The 18,438-nt window shown below is 69.9% G+C and carries 21 protein-coding genes; 17 read left to right on the forward strand and 4 right to left on the reverse strand.

Going from position 1 to position 18,438, the window contains the following annotated elements:
- The first annotated feature begins 75 nt into the window (after positions 1-75).
- On the forward strand, positions 76-1,095 hold the full coding sequence (gene fbaA, locus GEV27_RS13925; protein ID WP_153651489.1) for a class II fructose-bisphosphate aldolase: 1,020 nt from the start codon (positions 76-78) through the stop codon (positions 1,093-1,095).
- A gap of 77 nt (positions 1,096-1,172) precedes the next feature.
- Here the strand turns inward: fbaA and GEV27_RS13930 are convergent, their stop codons facing one another.
- Positions 1,173-2,141, reverse strand: coding sequence for a hypothetical protein (locus tag GEV27_RS13930; protein WP_153909553.1), 969 nt, complete (start codon positions 2,139-2,141; stop codon positions 1,173-1,175).
- A gap of 213 nt (positions 2,142-2,354) precedes the next feature.
- On the opposite strand from GEV27_RS13930, the gene GEV27_RS13935 reads away from it, so the two are divergent.
- Complete coding sequence (locus GEV27_RS13935; RefSeq protein WP_153651491.1) at positions 2,355-2,768, forward strand: DUF3151 domain-containing protein; 414 nt, start codon at positions 2,355-2,357, stop codon at positions 2,766-2,768.
- Here the strand turns inward: GEV27_RS13935 and GEV27_RS13940 are convergent.
- Entirely contained in the window at positions 2,765-3,655 is an 891-nt protein-coding gene (locus GEV27_RS13940; protein WP_153909552.1) for a diacylglycerol kinase family protein, read from the reverse strand. The genes GEV27_RS13935 and GEV27_RS13940 overlap by 4 nt on opposite strands.
- 12 nt (positions 3,656-3,667) lie before the next feature.
- On the reverse strand, positions 3,668-4,639 hold the full coding sequence (locus tag GEV27_RS13945) for a DMT family transporter (RefSeq protein ID WP_153651493.1): 972 nt from the start codon (positions 4,637-4,639) through the stop codon (positions 3,668-3,670).
- 39 nt (positions 4,640-4,678) lie between these two features.
- Here GEV27_RS13945 and GEV27_RS18265 point away from each other — a divergent pair, with 39 nt between their 5' ends.
- The 15 genes from GEV27_RS18265 (at position 4,679) to GEV27_RS14020 (ending at position 17,942) form a co-directional block, all read left to right on the forward strand.
- Complete coding sequence (locus GEV27_RS18265; protein WP_309222258.1) at positions 4,679-5,212, forward strand: CGNR zinc finger domain-containing protein; 534 nt, start codon at positions 4,679-4,681, stop codon at positions 5,210-5,212.
- Between the two features lie 95 nt (positions 5,213-5,307).
- On the forward strand, positions 5,308-6,591 hold the full coding sequence (locus tag GEV27_RS13955) for an adenylosuccinate synthase (RefSeq protein ID WP_153651495.1): 1,284 nt from the start codon (positions 5,308-5,310) through the stop codon (positions 6,589-6,591).
- Between the two features lie 38 nt (positions 6,592-6,629).
- Positions 6,630-7,886 (forward strand): phosphoribosylamine--glycine ligase, encoded by a 1,257-nt coding sequence (purD, locus tag GEV27_RS13960; RefSeq protein WP_309222259.1) that lies wholly within the window; start codon positions 6,630-6,632, stop codon positions 7,884-7,886.
- Positions 7,883-9,304 carry an adenylosuccinate lyase gene (gene purB, locus GEV27_RS13965; RefSeq protein WP_309222260.1) on the forward strand — a complete coding sequence of 474 codons (1,422 nt, stop codon included), beginning with the start codon at positions 7,883-7,885 and terminating at the stop codon, positions 9,302-9,304. The genes purD and purB overlap by 4 nt, the downstream gene beginning before the upstream one ends.
- A 55-nt stretch (positions 9,305-9,359) precedes the next feature.
- Positions 9,360-9,734, forward strand: a complete 375-nt coding sequence (locus GEV27_RS13970; RefSeq protein WP_153934871.1) for a DUF3592 domain-containing protein — start codon at positions 9,360-9,362, stop codon at positions 9,732-9,734.
- A 29-nt stretch (positions 9,735-9,763) separates the two neighbouring features.
- The gene (locus GEV27_RS13975; RefSeq protein ID WP_309222261.1) at positions 9,764-10,627 is read left to right on the forward strand and encodes a phosphoribosylaminoimidazolesuccinocarboxamide synthase; all 864 of its coding nucleotides are present in this window, start codon (positions 9,764-9,766) and stop codon (positions 10,625-10,627) included.
- A 226-nt stretch (positions 10,628-10,853) separates the two neighbouring features.
- Positions 10,854-11,096, forward strand: coding sequence for a hypothetical protein (locus GEV27_RS13980; protein WP_153934872.1), 243 nt, complete (start codon positions 10,854-10,856; stop codon positions 11,094-11,096).
- A gap of 118 nt (positions 11,097-11,214) precedes the next feature.
- Positions 11,215-12,777 (forward strand): long-chain fatty acid--CoA ligase, encoded by a 1,563-nt coding sequence (locus GEV27_RS13985; protein ID WP_153651500.1) that lies wholly within the window; start codon positions 11,215-11,217, stop codon positions 12,775-12,777.
- Positions 12,778-12,905: 128 nt separating this feature from the next.
- Positions 12,906-14,141, forward strand: coding sequence for an HNH endonuclease signature motif containing protein (locus GEV27_RS13990; RefSeq protein ID WP_153934873.1), 1,236 nt, complete (start codon positions 12,906-12,908; stop codon positions 14,139-14,141).
- Positions 14,142-14,217: 76 nt separating this feature from the next.
- Positions 14,218-14,475 carry a phosphoribosylformylglycinamidine synthase subunit PurS gene (purS, locus tag GEV27_RS13995; protein WP_153651502.1) on the forward strand — a complete coding sequence of 86 codons (258 nt, stop codon included), beginning with the start codon at positions 14,218-14,220 and terminating at the stop codon, positions 14,473-14,475.
- Complete coding sequence (gene purQ, locus GEV27_RS14000; protein ID WP_153651503.1) at positions 14,472-15,143, forward strand: phosphoribosylformylglycinamidine synthase subunit PurQ; 672 nt, start codon at positions 14,472-14,474, stop codon at positions 15,141-15,143. The genes purS and purQ overlap by 4 nt, the downstream gene beginning before the upstream one ends.
- A gap of 54 nt (positions 15,144-15,197) precedes the next feature.
- On the forward strand, positions 15,198-15,857 hold the full coding sequence (locus GEV27_RS14005; RefSeq protein WP_153934874.1) for a TOPRIM nucleotidyl transferase/hydrolase domain-containing protein: 660 nt from the start codon (positions 15,198-15,200) through the stop codon (positions 15,855-15,857).
- A gap of 5 nt (positions 15,858-15,862) precedes the next feature.
- Complete coding sequence (locus GEV27_RS14010; protein ID WP_153651505.1) at positions 15,863-16,081, forward strand: SCO4848 family membrane protein; 219 nt, start codon at positions 15,863-15,865, stop codon at positions 16,079-16,081.
- Between the two features lie 14 nt (positions 16,082-16,095).
- Complete coding sequence (locus GEV27_RS14015) at positions 16,096-16,377, forward strand: GNAT family N-acetyltransferase (protein ID WP_153651506.1); 282 nt, start codon at positions 16,096-16,098, stop codon at positions 16,375-16,377.
- A 149-nt stretch (positions 16,378-16,526) separates the two neighbouring features.
- A complete protein-coding gene (locus GEV27_RS14020; protein WP_309222262.1) occupies positions 16,527-17,942 on the forward strand; it encodes a DEAD/DEAH box helicase in 1,416 nt (471 codons plus the stop codon).
- Positions 17,943-18,022: 80 nt separating this feature from the next.
- Here GEV27_RS14020 and GEV27_RS14025 read toward each other — a convergent pair whose 3' ends face one another.
- Positions 18,023-18,388, reverse strand: coding sequence for a hypothetical protein (locus tag GEV27_RS14025; RefSeq protein WP_153651507.1), 366 nt, complete (start codon positions 18,386-18,388; stop codon positions 18,023-18,025).
- Positions 18,389-18,438: the final 50 nt, after the last annotated feature.

An 18,438-nucleotide genomic window follows, 5' to 3' on the forward strand; every position in this document is an offset into this window, starting at 1 on the left:
GGTGCGCCTCTCGCGGGGGGAACAGGGGTGGGATACTGACGGACAATCCCGCTCGACGTCCTTCAGGAGTCCTTCATGCCCGTCGCCACACCCGAGGTCTACGCCGCGATGCTCGACAAGGCCAAGGCCGAGTCGTTCGCCTACCCGGCCATCAACGTCTCGTCCTCGCAGACCCTGAACGCCGCCCTCGCCGGATTCGCGGAGGCCGAGAGCGACGGCATCATCCAGGTCTCGACCGGCGGTGCGGAGTACCTCTCCGGGCCCACCGTCAAGGACATGGTCTCCGGCTCGCTGGCCTTTGCCGCGTTCGCACAGGAGGTCGCCAAGAAGTACCCGGTCAACGTCGCGCTCCACACCGACCACTGCCCCAAGGACAAGCTCGACGGCTTCGTCCGTCCCCTCGTCGCGGCGTCCGCCGAGCGGGTCAAGTCCGGCGGCCTGCCCTACTTCCAGTCGCACATGTGGGACGGCTCGGCCGTGCCGCTGGAGGAGAACCTGCAGATCGCGCAGGAGCTGTTGGCGGCGTGCGCGGCGGCCAACATCATCCTCGAGGTCGAGATCGGCATCGTGGGTGGCGAGGAGGACGGCGTCGAGGGCGGCATGGGCGAGCACCTCTACACGACGCCCGAGGACGCGCTGGCCACGGCCGAGGCGCTCGGTCTCGGCGAGAAGGGCCGCTACCTGACCGCGCTCACGTTCGGCAACGTGCACGGCGTCTACAAGCCCGGCAACGTCACGCTGCGTCCCGAGATCCTCAAGGCCGCTCAGGAGGCCGTCGCGTCCAAGTATGGCAAGGACTCGCCGTTCGACCTGGTCTTCCACGGCGGATCCGGCTCGCTGCCCGAGGAGATCTCGGCCGCGGTCGACTTCGGCGTCGTGAAGATGAACGTCGACACCGACACGCAGTACGCGTTCACGCGCCCGGTCGCCGGTCACATGATGACCAACTACGACGGCGTCCTCAAGGTCGACGGCGAGGTCGGCAACAAGAAGGCGTACGACCCCCGTGCGTGGGGCAAGGCCGCCGAGGCCGGCATGGCCACGCGCGTCGCCGAGGCCTGCGCCGCCCTGCGGAGCGCCGGCACCCGGCTCTGACCGCTCGGTTTCCCAGGAGAACCCCGAAAGCCGGCACGTCACCCGTGGAACGACAAGGGTGACGTGCCGGCTTTCTGTCAGACGATGACCGTACGCCCGTAGAGCGCCCGCGAACGCTCGAGACCGGCCTGCACGCGTAGGGCCGTTGCGCGGGCGCGGCTCGCGTCGAGGTGCGTCCAGATGAGCCGGCTCATGCCCCAGTTCTCCGCACGGGCGTCATCCTCACGACGCTTCTCGGCGAAGACCGACTCGAAGCCCTCGGGCCGGAACGTGCCGTCGAACTTGATGCGCCCGTCGAACTCCGCGAGATGCCGGTACAGCTCCCAGACGAAGTCGGTGCGCGCGACGAACCGTCCGGCACGGTCGAAGAGCTCGAACTGCAGCTCGGGGGCCGGCAGGCCGTACCGCCAGAAGAGGTAGCGGCTCCGGGACTCGCCGGGGGACTCTGACCGACCGTCGGCCAGGCTGAGCGCCAGTCGCCCCGAGCGGGAGCCACGCCACGTACGGAACGGGCCGGCCGTCTCGAGGAGCGACTCGGGCGTCACGAGACCTCGGTGCAGCGCCGCGTCGACCGTCACGAGCGCGCTCTCGACGGACAGTCCGCAGGCGAGCTCCCACACGCATCGATCGGGGGACGAGACGAGGACGCCGTCGATCTCCACGACATCGGCCTCGCCGATCGACCCGGTGTGGTGCTGGACGCCCGCCTCGTGCCGGCCGCGCCCGGTGTCGAGCCGGGTGACGTGCACCTCGGTCAGCGGCGCGTCCCACATCGGCAGGCCGTGGAGAGCCGCCGCGGACTGGTGCGTCAACGCGACCGCGCCTGCGTGGCGCCGGGACACCGCACGGCTGCGAACGGCCAGCTGGTCGAGCTCGGTGAGCGAGCCGTAGGCGGCGGTGAGGGCGTAGAGACCGGCGCCGATGCGGGTGAGCAGGCGGAGGCGGATGGCTTCGCGGATGTCACGGTCGTCGTACCCGGCATCGAGGATCTCCGGGCGAGTGAGGAACCCACGCTCTTCGGCGCGGACGAGCAGCTGATCGTTCATCGTGCCAGCGTCGAACGCGGACGGTCAGCGTGGGCACGGCGATGCGCGCCCGGTGGACAACGTGGGACGCCCGCCGTCCTGTGGACGGACGCGCCTGCCGCGACCGGAACGGCGTACGTCCATCAGGAAACCGGCACGACCCCCCGGTTGCCACGTGCGCGTGGCGACGGGTTCCGGGGTTCTCCTGGGAATCCGGGATGGGAGGATGGGGTCATGACCAATCTCTTCGGTGAACCGCCCGCCACTTTGCTCCCCGAGGACCCGGGGGCTGCCGAGCTCGCCGCGGGCCACAGCCCGCAGAACGTCGCCTCGCTGCACCCCGACTCGGCGCTGGCCTGGGTCACCCTGGCCGAGCTGGCCCTGGCGGAGGGTCGCGATCTCGAGGGGTACGCCTTCGTCCGCACCGGCTACCACCGCTCGCTCGACCTGCTGCGCCGCAACGGCTGGAAGGGCCACGGCCCGCTGCCGTGGGAGCACGAGCCCAACCGCCCGTTCCTGCGCTCGCTGGCCGCCCTCGCGGACGCGTCCGAGCGGCTCGGTGACGAGGCCGAGGCCCACCGGTGCCGCGAGTTCCTGCACGAGTCGAGCCCGGAGGCGTACGCCGAGCTGGTCGCGCCCAAGTCCTAAGGGACGAAGACCGTCATCGCGGAGGGCAGCAACGTCCAGCGGTAGTGCGTCGACGGCGCCGTGAGCTCGCCGTCGCTCGTGCACCGCAGGGCGTCCCCGCGGACCTCGACCTCGGTGCCACGCAGATAGATCACGTCGTCGCGGCGGTGGTGCTCGCCGCGACGGACGCTGAACGCGTACGCGATGCGCCGCAGCGGCGACTCGGTGTAGGACACGGACACGTCGAGCTCGCCGTCCGACGGGTCCGCCTGCGGCAGGAGGGGCGCTCCGCCGCCCACGAAGCGACCGTTGCCGACCGCGACCTGGATGACCGGGTTCTTGCGGGACAAGGGCTTGCCGTCGACCGAGATCGTCAGGCGCGCCCCGGGTGTCGTGAGCCCCTTGAGGCCGGTGAGGGCCGCACCGATCGCGTAGCCGACCGGACCGAGGGCCTTCTTCCACGGGCGGGCAGCTGCGGCCGCCTCCGCGCCGATGCCGATGTGGGCGGCGTTGACGACGACGTCGCCTTCGTCGTCCAGGATCAGGTCGATCTGCCGGGTGTGGCCCGTGACGACCGCTAGCGCGGCCTTGTCGGGCTCGTCGGGAAGCCCCAGGGTCGCGGCGAAGTCGTTGCCCGTGCCGAGAGGGATGAGACCGACCGTGACGGAGTCCAGGCGCTCGGCGCGGTGCAGCGCCGTCACGACAGCATGGAGGCTTCCGTCGCCGCCCAGCACCACGAGGACGTCCACGTCCGGGTGCGCTGACAGCGCGGCGGACAGGTCGTCGGGGCTCGACGTACGGACGAGGTCGACGTCGAAGTCGTCCCGCAGCGCATCCACTGCGGCCTCGACCGCAGTGTCGTCTGCGGCGCCGGCCTCAGCGTTGGCGATTGCAAGGAGTGACGTCATGGCGGGGCAAGACTACGGGGTCGTGCCGGCCGGCGGCGCCTCCTGGATCTCCGGCTCGCCGAGCCGAACGGCCACGACTCCGGCGAGGATCAGCGCTCCGCCCGCCAGCTGCACCGCTCGGGGTGCCTCCGACAGCAGCAGCCACGCGAACAGGACGCCGAACACCGCCTCGGCGAGGCCGACGAACGAGCCGAGGCGCGACCCCAGGCGGCGGCTCCCCGCGATGCTGAGCACGTACGCGAGCCCGGCCGTGACGACGCCGAGGACCAGCAGGACGAGCCACCACGGAAGCAGGTTCCCGGCGAGCTCGACGTCCTCGCTCGACGCGGCGAGCGGGATGATGCCGATGAGTCCCGCGGCCACCAGGCCGACGCCGCCGAACAACATCCCGCCGGCCGCGAGCGCGAGCCCGGGCAGGCCGTTGTCCTCGTCCGCGGACAGCACCCAGTAGACCGCGGCACAGGCCATCGCTGCGAGTGCCCACGCGATGCCGAGCCCGTCGACGTCCGCGCCGGACGTCAGGTCGAGCACCAGCACGAGGCCGGCGATCGCGAGGACCGCGCCCATGACCGTCAGCCGGGTGGGCCGCTGCCCGTGTCGCCACCACATCCAGGCCAGCACCGCGACCGGGCAGGTGAACTCGATCAGGAGGGCCACGCCGACCTGCATGCGCTCGACTGCGTTGAAGTACGCGAGCTGGCAGCCGGCCACGGCGATCACGCCGTAGGCGACGATCAGACGAACGTTCCCCCGTAGGAGTCCCCAGCGCCCACGCATCGTGAGCGCGGCGGGCACGGCGAGGACGAGCGCCGCGACGAGCACGCGCACGGTGACGGCGGCGCCTGCGGTCCAGCCGGCCTGGATGAGCCCCTTCGCGAGCGGGCCGGACAACGCGAACGACGCGGCGCCGGCCACCGCAAAGGTGACACCGGACGTCGTGCGGGACGCTGCACGAACATCCGTGTCATGAGTCAAAGGGGCCATGACATGTGACACTAGATGCTGGACCTGTAAGGTGTCAACGTGGTCTTCACTCATGACACCGAGATCGTCCTCGTGGCTGCCGTCTGGCTCGTGAACTCCGCCCAGGAGCCCGACACCCTGACGACCGTGGACGACGTGGCCGACTTCTACGAGGAGAACGCCTACACCGGTCTCCACGCCGGCGACGCCGCCGAGCTCGCCGAGCTGCGCGCCCTGCGGCCGCAGCTGCGCGAGCTGCTGACCGCCGATCGTGACGCGGCCGCCGAGGTGGTCAACCAGATGCTGAGCGACGGTGTCGCGCGCCCGCAGCTGCGCCGGCACGACGGTTTCGACTGGCACCTGCACGCGACGGAGGACGACCAGCCGCTCGCGGTGCGCATCGCGGTGGAGACTGCGATGGCCATGGTCGACGTGATCCGCGCCGACGAGACATCCCGGCTCGGCGTGTGCGCACAGGGCGACTGCGAGGGCGTCGTGCTCGACCTGTCGCGCAACCGATCGCGGCGATTCTGCAGCACTGCCTGCGGCAACCGCGCCGCCGTCGCGGCGTACCGCGCGCGCCGGTCCGGCTGACCGTGCTCCGCCCGGGTCACCGTTCGCGGTAGACTGCGCCGGTAAGAGCCCCGCAACCACGGGGCTTGTCGCACGTATGAGGGTGGTGCATCTCCATGCCCGCAGTCGTCATCGTCGGAGCCCAGTGGGGCGACGAAGGCAAGGGCAAGGCCACGGACATCCTGGGTAGTCGGGTCGACTACGTGGTGAAGTTCAACGGTGGCAACAACGCAGGGCACACGGTCGTCATCGGCGACCAGAAGTACGCCCTGCACCTCCTGCCGAGCGGCATCCTGAGCCCCGGCTGCGTGCCGGTCATCGGCAACGGTGTCGTCGTGGACCTCAAGGTCCTGTTCGAGGAGATCGACGGGCTCAACGAGCGCGGCATCGACACGTCGCGCCTGGTGGTCAGCGCCAACGCGCACGTCATCGCCGACTACAACCGCACGCTGGACAAGGTCGCCGAGCGCTTCCTCGGCAGCCGCAAGATCGGCACGACCGGTCGCGGCATCGGCCCGACGTACGCGGACAAGATGAACCGCCTCGGCATCCGCATCCAGGACCTGTTCGACGAGAAGATCCTGCGCCAGAAGGTCGAGGGCGCCCTCGACCTCAAGAACCAGATCCTCACCAAGATCTACAACCGCCGCGCGGTCGAGGTCGACGAGATCGTCGAGGAGCTCCTGTCGTACGTCGACCGGCTCCGCCCGATGGTCGCCGACACCCCGCTGCTGCTGCACGACGCGCTCAAGGCCGACAAGACCGTGCTGCTCGAGGCCGGCCAGGCCACGCTGCTCGACGTCGACCACGGCACCTACCCGTTCGTGACGTCCTCGTCGGCGACGACCGGCGGCGCGTGCACCGGCTCGGGCATCGCCCCGACCGAGATCACCCGCGTCATCGGCATCGTCAAGGCGTACGCGACCCGCGTCGGCGAGGGTCCGTTCCCGACCGAGCTGTTCGACGAGGACGGCGAGCGCCTGCGGCAGAACGGTGCCGAGTTCGGCACCACGACCGGACGTCCCCGCCGCTGCGGCTGGTACGACGCCCCGATCGCGCGCTACGCGGCCCGCATCAACGGCGTCACCGACTTCGTGCTGACCAAGCTCGACGTGCTGACCGGCTGGGAGCAGATCCCGGTGTGCGTCGCGTACGACGTGGACGGCGAGCGCGTCGACGAGATGCCGATGACGCAGACCGGCTTCCACCACGCCAAGCCGATCTACGAGTACCTCCCCGGCTGGACCGAGGACATCTCGGCGGCCCGGACGTTCGAGGACCTGCCGAAGACCGCGCAGGAGTACGTCCTGGCGCTCGAGGCGATGTCGGGTGCGCGCATCTCGACGATCGGAGTCGGCCCGGACCGCGAGCAGTCGATCGAGCGGTACGACCTGCTCTGAGCGGGGCGCCCGCCGCCGGAACGATAGGCTCGTGCTCCGTGAAGACACTCGTCATCGGCACCGGCGGCCGTGAGCACGCGCTGGCCCTCGCCCTGTCCCGTGATCCGCAGGTCACCGAGGTGCACGCTGCGCCGGGCAACCCCGGCATCGCGGCCGTCGCGACGCTGCACGACGTCGACCCGATGGACGGTGCGCAGGTGGCCGACCTGGCCGTCTCGCTCGGCGTCGACCTGGTCGTCGTCGGGCCCGAGGCCCCGCTCGTCGCGGGCGTGGCCGACGCGGTCCGCGCTGCCGGCATCGCGTGCTTCGGGCCGAGCAAGGAGGCCGCCCAGCTCGAGGGCTCCAAGGCGTTCGCGAAGCAGGTGATGGCCGGCGCCGAGGTGCCGACCGCCCTGGCGCACGTCTGCGAGACGCCCGAGCAGGTCGTCGCAGCGCTCGACGCCTTCGGCCCGCCGTACGTCGTCAAGGACGACGCTCTCGCCGCGGGCAAGGGCGTGGTGGTCACCGACGACCGGCAGGCCGCGATCGATCACGCCGCCGCGTGCCGTCGCGTCGTCATCGAGGAGTTCCTCGACGGTCCAGAGGTGTCGCTGTTCGCGATCACCGACGGCGAGACCGTGCTGCCGTTGCAGCCCGCGCAGGACTTCAAGCGGGCGTACGACGGTGACGAGGGGCCCAACACGGGCGGCATGGGCGCCTACACGCCGCTGGACTGGGCGCCGGACGGTCTCGTCGCCGAGGTGACGCGCCGCGTGCTCGTGCCGACGGTGCAGGAGATGGCCCGGCGCGGCACCCCGTTCCAGGGCCTGCTCTACGCCGGACTCGCGCTCACGAGCCGCGGTGTCCGCGTCATCGAGTTCAACGCCCGCTTCGGCGATCCCGAGACGCAGTCGATCCTGTCGCTGCTCAAGACGCCGCTGTCGGCCCTGCTGCACGGCGCCGCCACCGGTGAGCTCGCCGAGGTCGGCCTGCCGCAGTGGGAGCGGGCCTCGTCGGTCACCGTGGTCGTGGCGGCCGAGGGATATCCCGAGTCGCCGGTCAAGGGCGATGTGATCGAGGGCGTCGACGCGGCCAATGGGCTCGACGGCGTCGACGTGATCCACGCCGGCACAGCCCTTGCCGACGGCCGGCTCGTCACCGCGGGAGGTCGCGTCCTGTCGGTGACCGCCGTGGGCGCGGACCTCGCCGAGGCGCGCCGCCGTGCGTACGCCGGGATCGACCTCATCGACATCCGCGGCGCCCACCACCGGACCGACATCGCCCTCGCGGCGGAGCAGGGAACAATAGAGCTGTGACCACCCCGAACGTCCTCGCCAACCGCTATGCCTCCCCGGAGATCGCGCGCATCTGGTCGCCCGAGCACAAGATCGTGCTGGAGCGACGTCTCTGGATCGCCGTGCTCAAGGCGCAGCGCGATCTCGGCGTCGAGACGCCTGACGGGGTGATCGAGGCGTACGAGTCGGTGATCGACCACGTCGACCTCGCCTCGATCGCGGCGCGCGAGAAGATCACCCGTCACGACGTCAAGGCCCGCATCGAGGAGTTCGCGGACCTCGCCGGCACCGAGCACATCCACAAGGGCATGACCTCGCGTGACCTCACCGAGAACGTCGAGCAGCTGCAGATCAAGGCCTCCCTCGAGCTCATGCGTGAGCGCGCCGTGGCGACCCTGGCCCGGCTCGGACGCCTCGCGTCGGAGCACGCCGAGCTGGTCATGGCCGGACGCAGCCACAACGTCGCCGCGCAGGCCACGACGCTGGGCAAGCGCTTCGCGACCGTCGCCGACGAGCTGATGGTCGCGATCGACCGGCTCGACGACCTCATCGCGCGTTACCCCCTGCGTGGCATCAAGGGCCCGGTCGGCACCGCGCAGGACCAGCTCGACCTGCTCGGCGGCGACCAGGAGAAGCTCGCCGAGCTCGAGCGCCGGGTCGCGTCCCACCTGGGCTTCGACAAGGTGCTGACGAGCGTCGGCCAGGTCTACCCCCGCTCGCTCGACTATGACGTCGTGACAGCGCTGGTGCAGCTCTCGGCCGCCCCGTCCAACCTCGCGACGACCATCCGTCTGATGGCAGGCAACGAGATCGTGACCGAGGGCTTCAAGCCCGGTCAGGTCGGCTCGAGCGCGATGCCGCACAAGATGAACACCCGCTCGTGCGAGCGCGTCAACGGACTCGCGGTCATCCTGCGCGGCTACTCCTCGATGGTCGGCGAGCTGGCCGGCGACCAGTGGAACGAGGGCGACGTGTCGTGCTCGGTCGTCCGCCGCGTGGCCCTGCCCGATGCGTTCTACGCCTCCGACGGCCTGTTCGAGACGTTCCTGACCGTCCTCGACGAGTTCGGCACGTTCCCAGCGGTCATCCAGCGCGAGCTCGACCGCTACCTTCCGTTCCTGGCCTCGACCAAGGTCCTCATGGCGGCGGTGCGCAACGGCCGCGGCCGCGAGACGGCGTACGAGGCCGTCAAGCAGCACGCGGTCGCCGTCGCCCTGGAGATGCGCGAGAAGGGCGCCGCGGAGAACGACCTGTTCGCGCGCCTGGCCGCGGACGAGCGCCTGGGCCTGTCCCAGCAGGACCTCGCGAGCCTCGTCGCGTCACCGATCGACTTCACCGGCGCGGCTGTCAGCCAGGTCCACGCGGTCGTGGCCCGCATCGAGGAGATCGTCGCCGCCGACCCGGCCGCCGCGGCGTACACCCCCGGCTCGATCCTCTAGGAGTCTCGGCCCGATCGAACGGGCACAGGTGCGCGGCGAGGCCTACGCTCGGAGGATGCCGATCACCCTGGTCCCCGCGGGGTTCCTGGTCGGTGGGGCCGTGCTCGTGTGGTGGGCCTGGACCCGCCGCCGGGCTCTCGCGCTGCGCCCCTCCGACTGGCTCCCCGTCACGGGCAGCGTCGTCGGGTCCGGCGCGTCCAGGCGCGTCGAGTACCTGAGTCCTGAGGGCCGCCGGCTGCGCATCCAGGTGCCGGAGGACGCGCTGGTGCCGGCCGACGGACCGGTCGGACTGTTCGTCGACCCGCGGGATCCCTCGCGTGCCCGGCTGGCCGAGCCCGACCGGGTCGCGGCTCGGCTGGTCCGCCAGCTGCTGCTCCTCGGGGTGGTCATGCTGGTCGTCGGCGCGGTCACGCTCGCGGTCCTCGCCTGACGCAGGCGCGGGGCCACTAGGCTGGGCGCGTGCCACTCGACATCCCTGGAGCCACCCACCTGCACTCGGGCAAGGTCCGTGACCTGTACGAGGTGGAGTCCGGCCACCTCCTGATGGTCGCGTCCGACCGCGTCTCGGCGTTCGACTTCATCCTCGAGCCCGGCATCCCCGACAAGGGCGAGATCCTCACGCGCATGTCGCTGTGGTGGTTCGACCAGCTGGCCGACCTGATCCCCAACCACGTCGTCTCGACCGAGGTCCCCGAGCAGGTCCGCGGCCGCGCACTCATCGTCGAGAAGCTCGACATGTTCCCGGTCGAGTGCGTCGCTCGCGGCTACCTCACCGGATCGGGACTCAGCGACTACGAGGCCACCGGCGAGGTGTGCGGGGTGCCGTTGCCCGCGGGCCTGGTCGACGGCGCGCGACTTCCCGAGCCGATCTTCACCCCGGCCACCAAGGCCGACCTGGGCGAGCACGACGAGAACGTGTCGTTCGAGGCGGTCACCCACACGATCGGCCTCGAGACCGCCACCGCCCTGAAGGACCTGACGCTCCGTGTCTACGCCCGCGCCGAGGAGATCGCTCGCGAGCGCGGCATCATCCTGGCCGACACCAAGCTCGAGTTCGGCGCCCGCCCCGACGGCACGATCGTGCTCGCGGACGAGGTGCTGACGCCCGACTCGTCCCGCTTCTGGCCGGCCGACTCGTGGCAGCCCGGACGCTCCCAGCCGTCGTACGACAAGCAGTTCGTGCGCAACTGGCTCATCTCGCCCGAGAGCGGATGGGACCGCGCGAGCAACGAGCAGCCGCCGACCCTGCCGGACGAGATCGTCGCGAAGACCCGAGAGCGCTACGTGCAGGCGTACGAGCAGCTCACCGGCGAGACGTTCTGACGGGGCTGTGAGCTCAGCGGTCAGCGAGAGGCCCGGCCGGTACGTGGGCCTCGGCGCGGTGCTGTGCACGCTCTTCGCCATCCTCCGGGCTTCGGAGCCCGAGAGGATGGGGCTGTGGGTATACGGGGTGTCTGCGGTGGTTGGCTCTGCCGTCTGCGCCGCGCTGATACTCGTGTTGCACGAAGGATTGCGGGCTCAGGGTCAACGGAGCGTCCGGGCCGGGCGAGTGCAGGCGATCGTCAGCGCGCTGGCGCTCGCGTTCTGGGGGTTCATGTCGGTCAATGCCACGGCCAGCGCGTTTGCCGGTGACTACCAGCTGCCCGTCATGGTCTTGGCGCTTGTCGTCGTGGCCTTGGCGGTGATGAACCCGAGCGACCGCCCCATCGCAGTGTGGTTCAAGCGCCGTCCCGCATTGATCTGGATAGCCGTCCTGGTCGTGGTTGCGCTCCTCGGCTTCGTCCTGAGGTGAGCAGGATGCTCGACGAACGCCTCCCGGGCGTCCTGGGTTCCGTGACACCTGACCACTCTGCGTCGCTCTCTACCGCCCAGTAGTCTGGCGTGACCGTCGTCGCACCCAAGGAGCACCCGTGGCCAATCTCGCCGCCCTGCTGGAGAACTCCGCCGAGAAGTACGCCGACCGCACCGCGGTCGTCTTCGGCGACACCAAGCTGAACTACGCGCAGGTCAACGGAGCCGCGAACCAGGTGGCCAACCTCCTGGTCGAGCGCGGCATCCAGCCCGGAGACAAGGTCGCGCTCTCGTGCCCGAACCTGCCCTACTTCACGATCGTCTACTACGGCATCCTCAAGGCCGGTGCGACGGTCGTCCCGCTCAACGTGCTGCTGAAGCCCCGCGAGGTGGCCTATCACCTGGCCGACTCCGACGCGAAGGCGTACTTCGCCTTCGAGGGCACGCCCGACCTGCCGATCGGCGAGTCGGCGTGGGAGGGCTTCGAGGCGACCGACACGTGCTCGGAGTTCTTCTTGATCCGCATGGACGCCAAGTGGCCCGAGCCGCTGTCGCCGCCGGAGTACTTCGCGCCGCTCGTGGCCAAGCAGCCCGCGACGTTCGAGACGGTCGAGCGTGACGACGACGACACGGCCGTCATCCTCTACACCTCCGGCACGACCGGGCAGCCCAAGGGTGCCGAGCTGCGCCACCGCAACATGCGCGACAACGCGCTGGCGGGCGTCGACCTGTTCGGCGCCGACGCCGACAACCCCGACACGTACCTGTGCGTGCTGCCGCTGTTCCACTCGTTCGGGCAGACCGTGATCCAGAACGGCGCGTTCGCCTACGGTGGCACGGTCGTGATGCTGCCGCGCTTCGAGGCCAAGCCCGCCCTCGACCTGATGCTGCGCGAGAAGGTCACGTTCTTCGCCGGCGTGCCGACGATGTACTGGGGACTGCTCGCGGCGTTGGACGACACGGTGGACGTCGAGTCGCTCGCAGCGAACCTGCGGGTCGCTGCAGCTGGCGGCGCCGCGCTGCCCGGTGAGATCCACAAGCAGTTCAAGGACCGCTTCGGCGTCACGATCCTCGAGGGCTACGGCCTCTCGGAGACCTCGCCGGTCGCGTCCTTCTCGGTGTACGGCGAGGAACCGCGGGTTGGCTCGATCGGCAAGCCGATCCCCGGCGTCGAGATGAAGCTGATCCAGAACGACCTGGGATGGACCGACGTCGAGGACGGCCCCGACGCGGTCGGCGAGATCGCGATCAAGGGCCACAACGTGATGAAGGGCTACTACGGTCGCCCCGAGGCGACCGCGGAGGCCATCAAGGACGGCTGGTTCCGCTCCGGCGACCTGGCCAAGAAGGACGAGGACGGTTTCTACTTCATCGTCGATCGGTCCAAGGACATGATCATCCGCGGCGGTTTCAACGTCTATCCGCGCGAGATCGAGGAGGTGCTGATGGAGCACCCGGCCGTCTCGCTGGTCGCGGTCATCGGCGTCCCGAACGAGTCGCACGGCGAGGAGATCAAGGCCGTCGTGGTCAAGAACAAGGACCACGACGACGTCAGCGAGGCCGATCTCGCCGCGTGGGCCAAGGAGCAGCTCGCGGCCTACAAGTACCCGCGCATCGTGCAGTTCGTCGACGAGTTGCCGATGACGTCGACCGGCAAGATCCTCAAGCGCGAGCTGTCCTGAGACCGCCGTGGCAGGGTGCCGGAGGGCATCCTGCCACGAGGGTCGGACATCGAGTTTTGCCTGTTAAATCAGGAAAAAAGATGGCTAGAACCCTTGTGGTCGAACATCTGTTCGACTAGGGTTGAGTCATGAACCCGGAGCCGACGATCGACGCGATGCGCAACGCTGCGCAGGCGCTCTCGTCGGGCGACGTGCGGCAGAAGCTGCACGCGGTGCAGCAGGCGCAGGATGCGTTGGATGCCGCCAAGGCGGTGCTGCTGGCCGAGCTGCAGGCGTCCAAGGACTTCGAGCTCGACGGCGCCTCGACGTTGAACATGTGGGTGCGCAACCAGCTGCACCTGAAGTCAGGGCAGGCAACGACGTTGGTGCGCAACCTGCGGGCGCTCCGAGACCTGACCCTGGTCGCGGAGGCGGCGTTGTCGGGCCAGATCAGTGCCGCACACGTGCAGGTGTTCGTCTACGGCCTGGCCCATGTGGGGCTGGAGCCGATGCGTGAGTACGAGGACGTCCTGGTCGCGGTTGCGTGTGAACAGGACCCGGGTGCGCTGTTCGAGGCGGTCAAGGACCTGAAGGACCGGATCCACCCCGAGGACCTCGACGAGGCCTGGAAGGGTGGCATGGACAAGGAAGACTTCGCTGTCGACGCCCTGTTCGACGGCTGGCACATCACCGGATTCCTCAACACCGTCACCGGGCTGAAGCTGAAGAAGGTGCTCGACTCGATCTCAGCACCACGGGACAAGGACGACACCCGCACCGGCGCCCAGCGCCGGGTGCAAGGCCTCGATGACCTGTTGGACAGCATCCTGGGCAACGGCCTCCCGTCCGACAAAGGAGTGCGCCCGCACATGTCGGTCTTCGTCGATGTGGAGACCCTTGAAGCAGCGGCCGAGCGGGTGAAGCAGGAGACCGAGCGTCCTCACTTCGTGCCCGACCCCATGCCACCCACCGAGCCCGCGACCCTGGCCGGTCACGGCGCCATCGGTCCGCACCTGCTGATGTTCTTGTTCTGCATGTCCGGTGTCACCGGGTTCGTCCGTGAGCAGGACCAGGTCCTCAACGTCGGCCGCACCAAGTACGAGCCCACCATGAAGCAGCGCAAAGCAGTCCTGGCTCGCCAGAAGGGCATCTGCGCCACACCCGGCTGCCATCACACCCACCTCGAGGTCCACCACAGCGTGTGGTGGTCGCTGGGTGGCCGCACCGACCTGGACCAGCTCGTCGGACTGTGCGTCCGCTGCCACCACCTCGTGCACCGCGGGGCGTTGCACATCAGCGGCAACGCGGTCGACGGGTTCGAGTTCACCAACCGGTTCCAGCGGCCCGTCCGGCGACGACGAACCGGCTACCGCCGAGCCGCCTGACCCCTCCGGTCCGGCGGCCCACCGCCACGCCCGGGGCGCCGATACACTGGGCGCACCGACCACTCTAGGAGCGTCCGTGGCCCGCGTCATCGTCGATGTCATGCCCAAACCCGAGATCCTCGACCCCCAGGGGAAGGCCGTCCACGGCGCCCTGCCGCGGCTCGGCTTCAACGCCGTGACCGATGTGCGTCAGGGCAAGCGCTTCGAGCTCGAGGTCGAGTCCGCCGACGAGGCGACGCTGGCCGAGATCCGTCAGGTGGCCGAGACGCTGCTGTCCAATCCGGTGATCGAGGACTTCTCCGTGCGGGTCGACGACGACGCGGTCGCTCGATGAAGATCGGCGTCGTCACGTTCCCGGGGTCGCTCGACGACACCGACGCGCAGCGGGCCGTGCGCCTCGCGGGCGGCGAGGCCGTCGCGATCTGGCACGGCGACCACGACCTCCAGGGCGTCGACGCCGTCATCCTGCCCGGCGGCTTCTCCTACGGCGACTATCTGCGCTGTGGTGCGATCGCGAGCTTCGCCCCGGTGATGACCGAGGTCATCAGCGCGGCGCAGGGCGGCATGCCCGTGCTGGGCATCTGCAACGGATTCCAGATCCTCTGCGAGTCGCACCTGCTGCCCGGTGCGCTGATCCGCAACAACCACCGCACGTTCATCTGCCGCGACCAGACCCTGCGGGTCGACAACGCGTCGACGGCATGGACCACGGACCTGTCCGAGGGGCAGGAGATCGTCATCCCGCTCAAGAACGGCGAGGGCGGCTTCATCGCCGACGAGTCGACGCTGGACCGGCTGGAGGGGGAGGGCCAGGTCGTCTTCCGCTACGTCGGCGGCAACCCCAACGGCTCGCTGCGCGACATCGCCGGCATCACCAACGAGCGCGGCAACGTCGTGGGGCTCATGCCGCACCCCGAGCACGCGGTCGAGGACCTCACCGGATCCGGCACCGACGGCCTCGCGCTGTTCACCTCGGGCCTGTCGGCTCTGGCCTCGCGCTGACCGGAGCAGGCTGCTCGACCCGGTCGGACTGCTCGACAGCGGCAGACTGGGCCCATGGACACCGGGTCCGCGGACGACATGGCGCCCCTGCGGGACGCTGTGATCGCCTGCGCCGCTGACGACGCGGGTGAGGCGCGCCGGCTCGTCCTGACCCTGGCCGCTGACGTCGGCCTCCGCGCCGTCGTGCTGGTCGAGGGGGAGAGCGACCGGGCGGCGGTGGAGGCGCTGGCCCGCCGCCGCGGCCGTGACCTCGCCGCCGAGTCCGTCTGCATCGTCCCGATCGGCGGAGCCACCAGCATCCGCCGCTTCCTGGACGTCGTCGGCCCGGACCGGCTCGACGTCCGCCTCGGCGGTCTGGTCGACCGGGCCGAGCTGCGCTTCTTCCGGCATGCGCTGCAGGACGTCGGCCTAGGTCTGGACGGCTTCTTCGTGTGCGATGCCGACCTCGAGGACGAGCTCATCCGCGCCCTCGACGTCGCGGGCGTCGAGTCTGTGATCGGGGCGCAGGGCGAGCTCGGCAAGCTGCGGACGTTCGAGCGTCAGCCGTCCCAACGGCATCGCTCGCAGGCCGATCGGCTGCACAGGTTCCTCGGGACGCACAGCGGCCGCAAGGCGCAGTACGCCCGGGCGCTCGTCGACGCGCTGCCGCTCGTCCGGGTGCCGCGGCCACTGGACGACCTGCTGACGTACGTCGGAGGGCGGCTGGAAGAATGAGCGGCATGGATCTCCCCGTTGCCGTCTCCGTCCTGCTCATCGTGGCCGGTCTCTGGAACCTCGTGATCTGGCCGCAGTTCCTGCGCCGCGTGATGAAGGACCCGCGCGCCCGCGACGAGGCAGGCAAGGCCACGACGTTCCTGACCGTGCACCTCGTGCTGGTCACCGTCTCGATGGTGCTCGGCATCGCCGTCGGCATCGTGGGAATCGCCGCACTCGCCTGAGTGTTGATCCCCGCATGAGCACCACGATCAAGCACAACACCGACCAGCAGCGCTACGAGATCTCGGTCGACGGGATCCTGGCCGGCTTCACCGAGGCCACGGAGGACGACAGCGACGTCGTCGTCTTCCCGCACACGGAGATCTTCGACCAGTTCGAGGGCCAGGGGCTCGCCTCCCAGCTCGTCGGCGGTGCGCTCGACGACGTCCGGGTGCGTGGCAAGAAGGTCCGGCCGGTCTGCTCGTACGTGGTCCGATTCATCGAGAAGCACCGGGACTACGCCGACCTCGTCGCCTGAGAGTGGTGTCACACGCTCCCGAGTCGTCGGTGCCGCGCACCGACTGATAGTATGTGAAGACGTGAACGCGCAATTCTGCGCTGTTCCGGCCCGACGAAGTAGCGCATCCGTTGCGTGAAATGGTTTGCGGGCACCGTCCCGATACGTCTGTGAGTTCCTTGAATCAGCCTGCCGGCAGCACTGTGCTGCCCACCTTCTCCACCCTTTCCCTTCCCCAGCCGCTCGTCCAGGCGCTCGAGCGTCAGGACATCGTCAACCCCAGCCCGGTGCAGCTGGCGGTCGTCCCCGACGCTCTGGCCGGCAAGCACGTCCTCGGCCGTGCCCGTACCGGCTCCGGCAAGACCCTCGCCTTCGGCATCCCCGTGCTGGTCCGCCTCGCGGGTCGCACGAGCCGCCCCAAGGCCCCGCGTGGTCTGATCCTGCTGCCGACCCGCGAGCTGGCCACCCAGGTCCGCGCCGCGATGGAGCCGCTCGCCCAGAAGATGGGCCTGCGCCTGACGACCGTCTACGGCGGCGTGCCGATCAACAAGCAGATCAACACGCTCAAGAACGGCGTCGACATCGTCATCGCGACCCCGGGTCGTCTGACCGATCTGCTGGATCGCCGCTGCATGACCCTCGACGACATCGAGATCACGGTCCTCGACGAGGCCGACCACCTGTGCGACCTCGGCTTCTACAAGCCGATCGACGCGATCCTCGGTCGTACGCCCGAGAGCAGCCAGCGGCTCCTGCTGTCGGCGACGCTCGACGGTGACGTCAACAAGCTCGTCAAGCGCCACCTGCCGCAGCACGTCCTCCACGAGGTCGACTCGGGCGAGAGTGCCGTCGACACGATGGAGCACCACGTCCTGGTCAGCGGATCGACCGAGAAGTCCAAGGCCGCGTTCGACCTGCTGCGCGCCAACCCGCGCAGCATCGTCTTCACGCGGACCCGTCGCGGTGCCATGCGCCTGGCCAAGCAGCTCACGCAGAACGGCATCGAAGCGGTCGACATGCACGGCGACCTCTCGCAGCGTCACCGTGAGCGCAACCTCGAGGCGTTCAGCTCGGGTCGCGCCAGCGTCATCGTCGCGACGGACGTCGCGGCACGCGGCATCCACGTCGACGGCATCGGTCTGGTCGTGCACTACGACGCGCCCGCCGAGCACAAGGCGTACCAGCACCGCTCGGGCCGCACGGCTCGCGCCGGAGAGTCCGGAGCCGTCGTCACGATGACGACGCCCGAGGCTCTGCGCGACGTCATGCAGCTGCAGAACAAGGCCGGTGTCACGGCACGTCACCACGATGCGCGCACCGCGCCGTCGCCGATGACGGTCGAGGCGCTCTCGGGCGCCGGCACCGCCGCTCCGCACGCCTCGTCGGTCCGCCAGGGCGCCCGCTCGGGCGGCAACGGCGGCGGCAGCCGCGGTGGGTCCAGCAGCCGTGGCGGAGGCCGCCCGCAGGGTGGGTTCCGCGGCAACGGCGGCGGACGCCCGCAGGGCTCGGGTGGCAACCGCGGTGGTGGCGGCGGACGCCGTCGCTCCGGCGGCTCCGGCTCGACCACGGTCTACTCCTCCTCGTAGGAGACTCCCGCACGACGAACACACGACGCCGCCCCCGGTCACGCACCAGGGGGCGGCGTCGTTCGTCGTTCGGAGGCGGGTCAGGCGGTCAGCATCGCGTCCGCCAGCGCGACGTCCTTGTGGAAGCGGCGGTGGATGTAGAGCTTCTCGCCGAGCGTCGTGCACTTCCACCACAGCCCGCTCGCGGGGCCGATGCGGGTGTTGCGCGGCAGCTCGCGCAGCACCGACTTGGGGGTGCCCTGCGTCCACTTGCCACAGTCGAGCACGACGATGCGCTGGGTCGTGACGACGACCGCCTCGAAGCGGTTCCAGAAGATCCACAGGTAGGTCAGTGCACCCCACCATCCGCTGATGCGTTGACCGACCATGACGGCCACGACGGGCTCATCCGGTCGGAGAAACTTCTGGGAGTTCTGGACGATCTTGTCCCTGATCATGATGGCCATGCCCGGCAGGTTAGGGCAGCACGGCGCCGTGTGTGCCGGCGGCTCGCCGT

The organism is Aeromicrobium sp. S22 (assembly GCF_009661045.1).
GTDB lineage: Bacteria > Actinomycetota > Actinomycetes > Propionibacteriales > Nocardioidaceae > Aeromicrobium > Aeromicrobium yanjiei.

Coding starts and splice junctions, on each gene's coding strand:
- GEV27_RS13940 (WP_153909552.1), bottom strand. CDS start 3,655: ATGACGTCACTCCTTGCAATCGCCAACGCTGAGGCCGGCGCCGCAGAC.
- fbaA (WP_153651489.1), top strand. CDS start 76: ATGCCCGTCGCCACACCCGAGGTCTACGCCGCGATGCTCGACAAGGCC.
- GEV27_RS13945 (WP_153651493.1), bottom strand. CDS start 4,639: ATGGCCCCTTTGACTCATGACACGGATGTTCGTGCAGCGTCCCGCACG.
- GEV27_RS14010 (WP_153651505.1), top strand. CDS start 15,863: ATGGATCTCCCCGTTGCCGTCTCCGTCCTGCTCATCGTGGCCGGTCTC.
- GEV27_RS14005 (WP_153934874.1), top strand. CDS start 15,198: ATGGACACCGGGTCCGCGGACGACATGGCGCCCCTGCGGGACGCTGTG.
- GEV27_RS13970 (WP_153934871.1), top strand. CDS start 9,360: ATGCCGATCACCCTGGTCCCCGCGGGGTTCCTGGTCGGTGGGGCCGTG.
- purQ (WP_153651503.1), top strand. CDS start 14,472: ATGAAGATCGGCGTCGTCACGTTCCCGGGGTCGCTCGACGACACCGAC.
- GEV27_RS14015 (WP_153651506.1), top strand. CDS start 16,096: ATGAGCACCACGATCAAGCACAACACCGACCAGCAGCGCTACGAGATC.
- GEV27_RS13930 (WP_153909553.1), bottom strand. CDS start 2,141: ATGAACGATCAGCTGCTCGTCCGCGCCGAAGAGCGTGGGTTCCTCACT.
- GEV27_RS14025 (WP_153651507.1), bottom strand. CDS start 18,388: ATGGCCATCATGATCAGGGACAAGATCGTCCAGAACTCCCAGAAGTTT.
- GEV27_RS13955 (WP_153651495.1), top strand. CDS start 5,308: ATGCCCGCAGTCGTCATCGTCGGAGCCCAGTGGGGCGACGAAGGCAAG.
- GEV27_RS13935 (WP_153651491.1), top strand. CDS start 2,355: ATGACCAATCTCTTCGGTGAACCGCCCGCCACTTTGCTCCCCGAGGAC.
- GEV27_RS13990 (WP_153934873.1), top strand. CDS start 12,906: ATGAACCCGGAGCCGACGATCGACGCGATGCGCAACGCTGCGCAGGCG.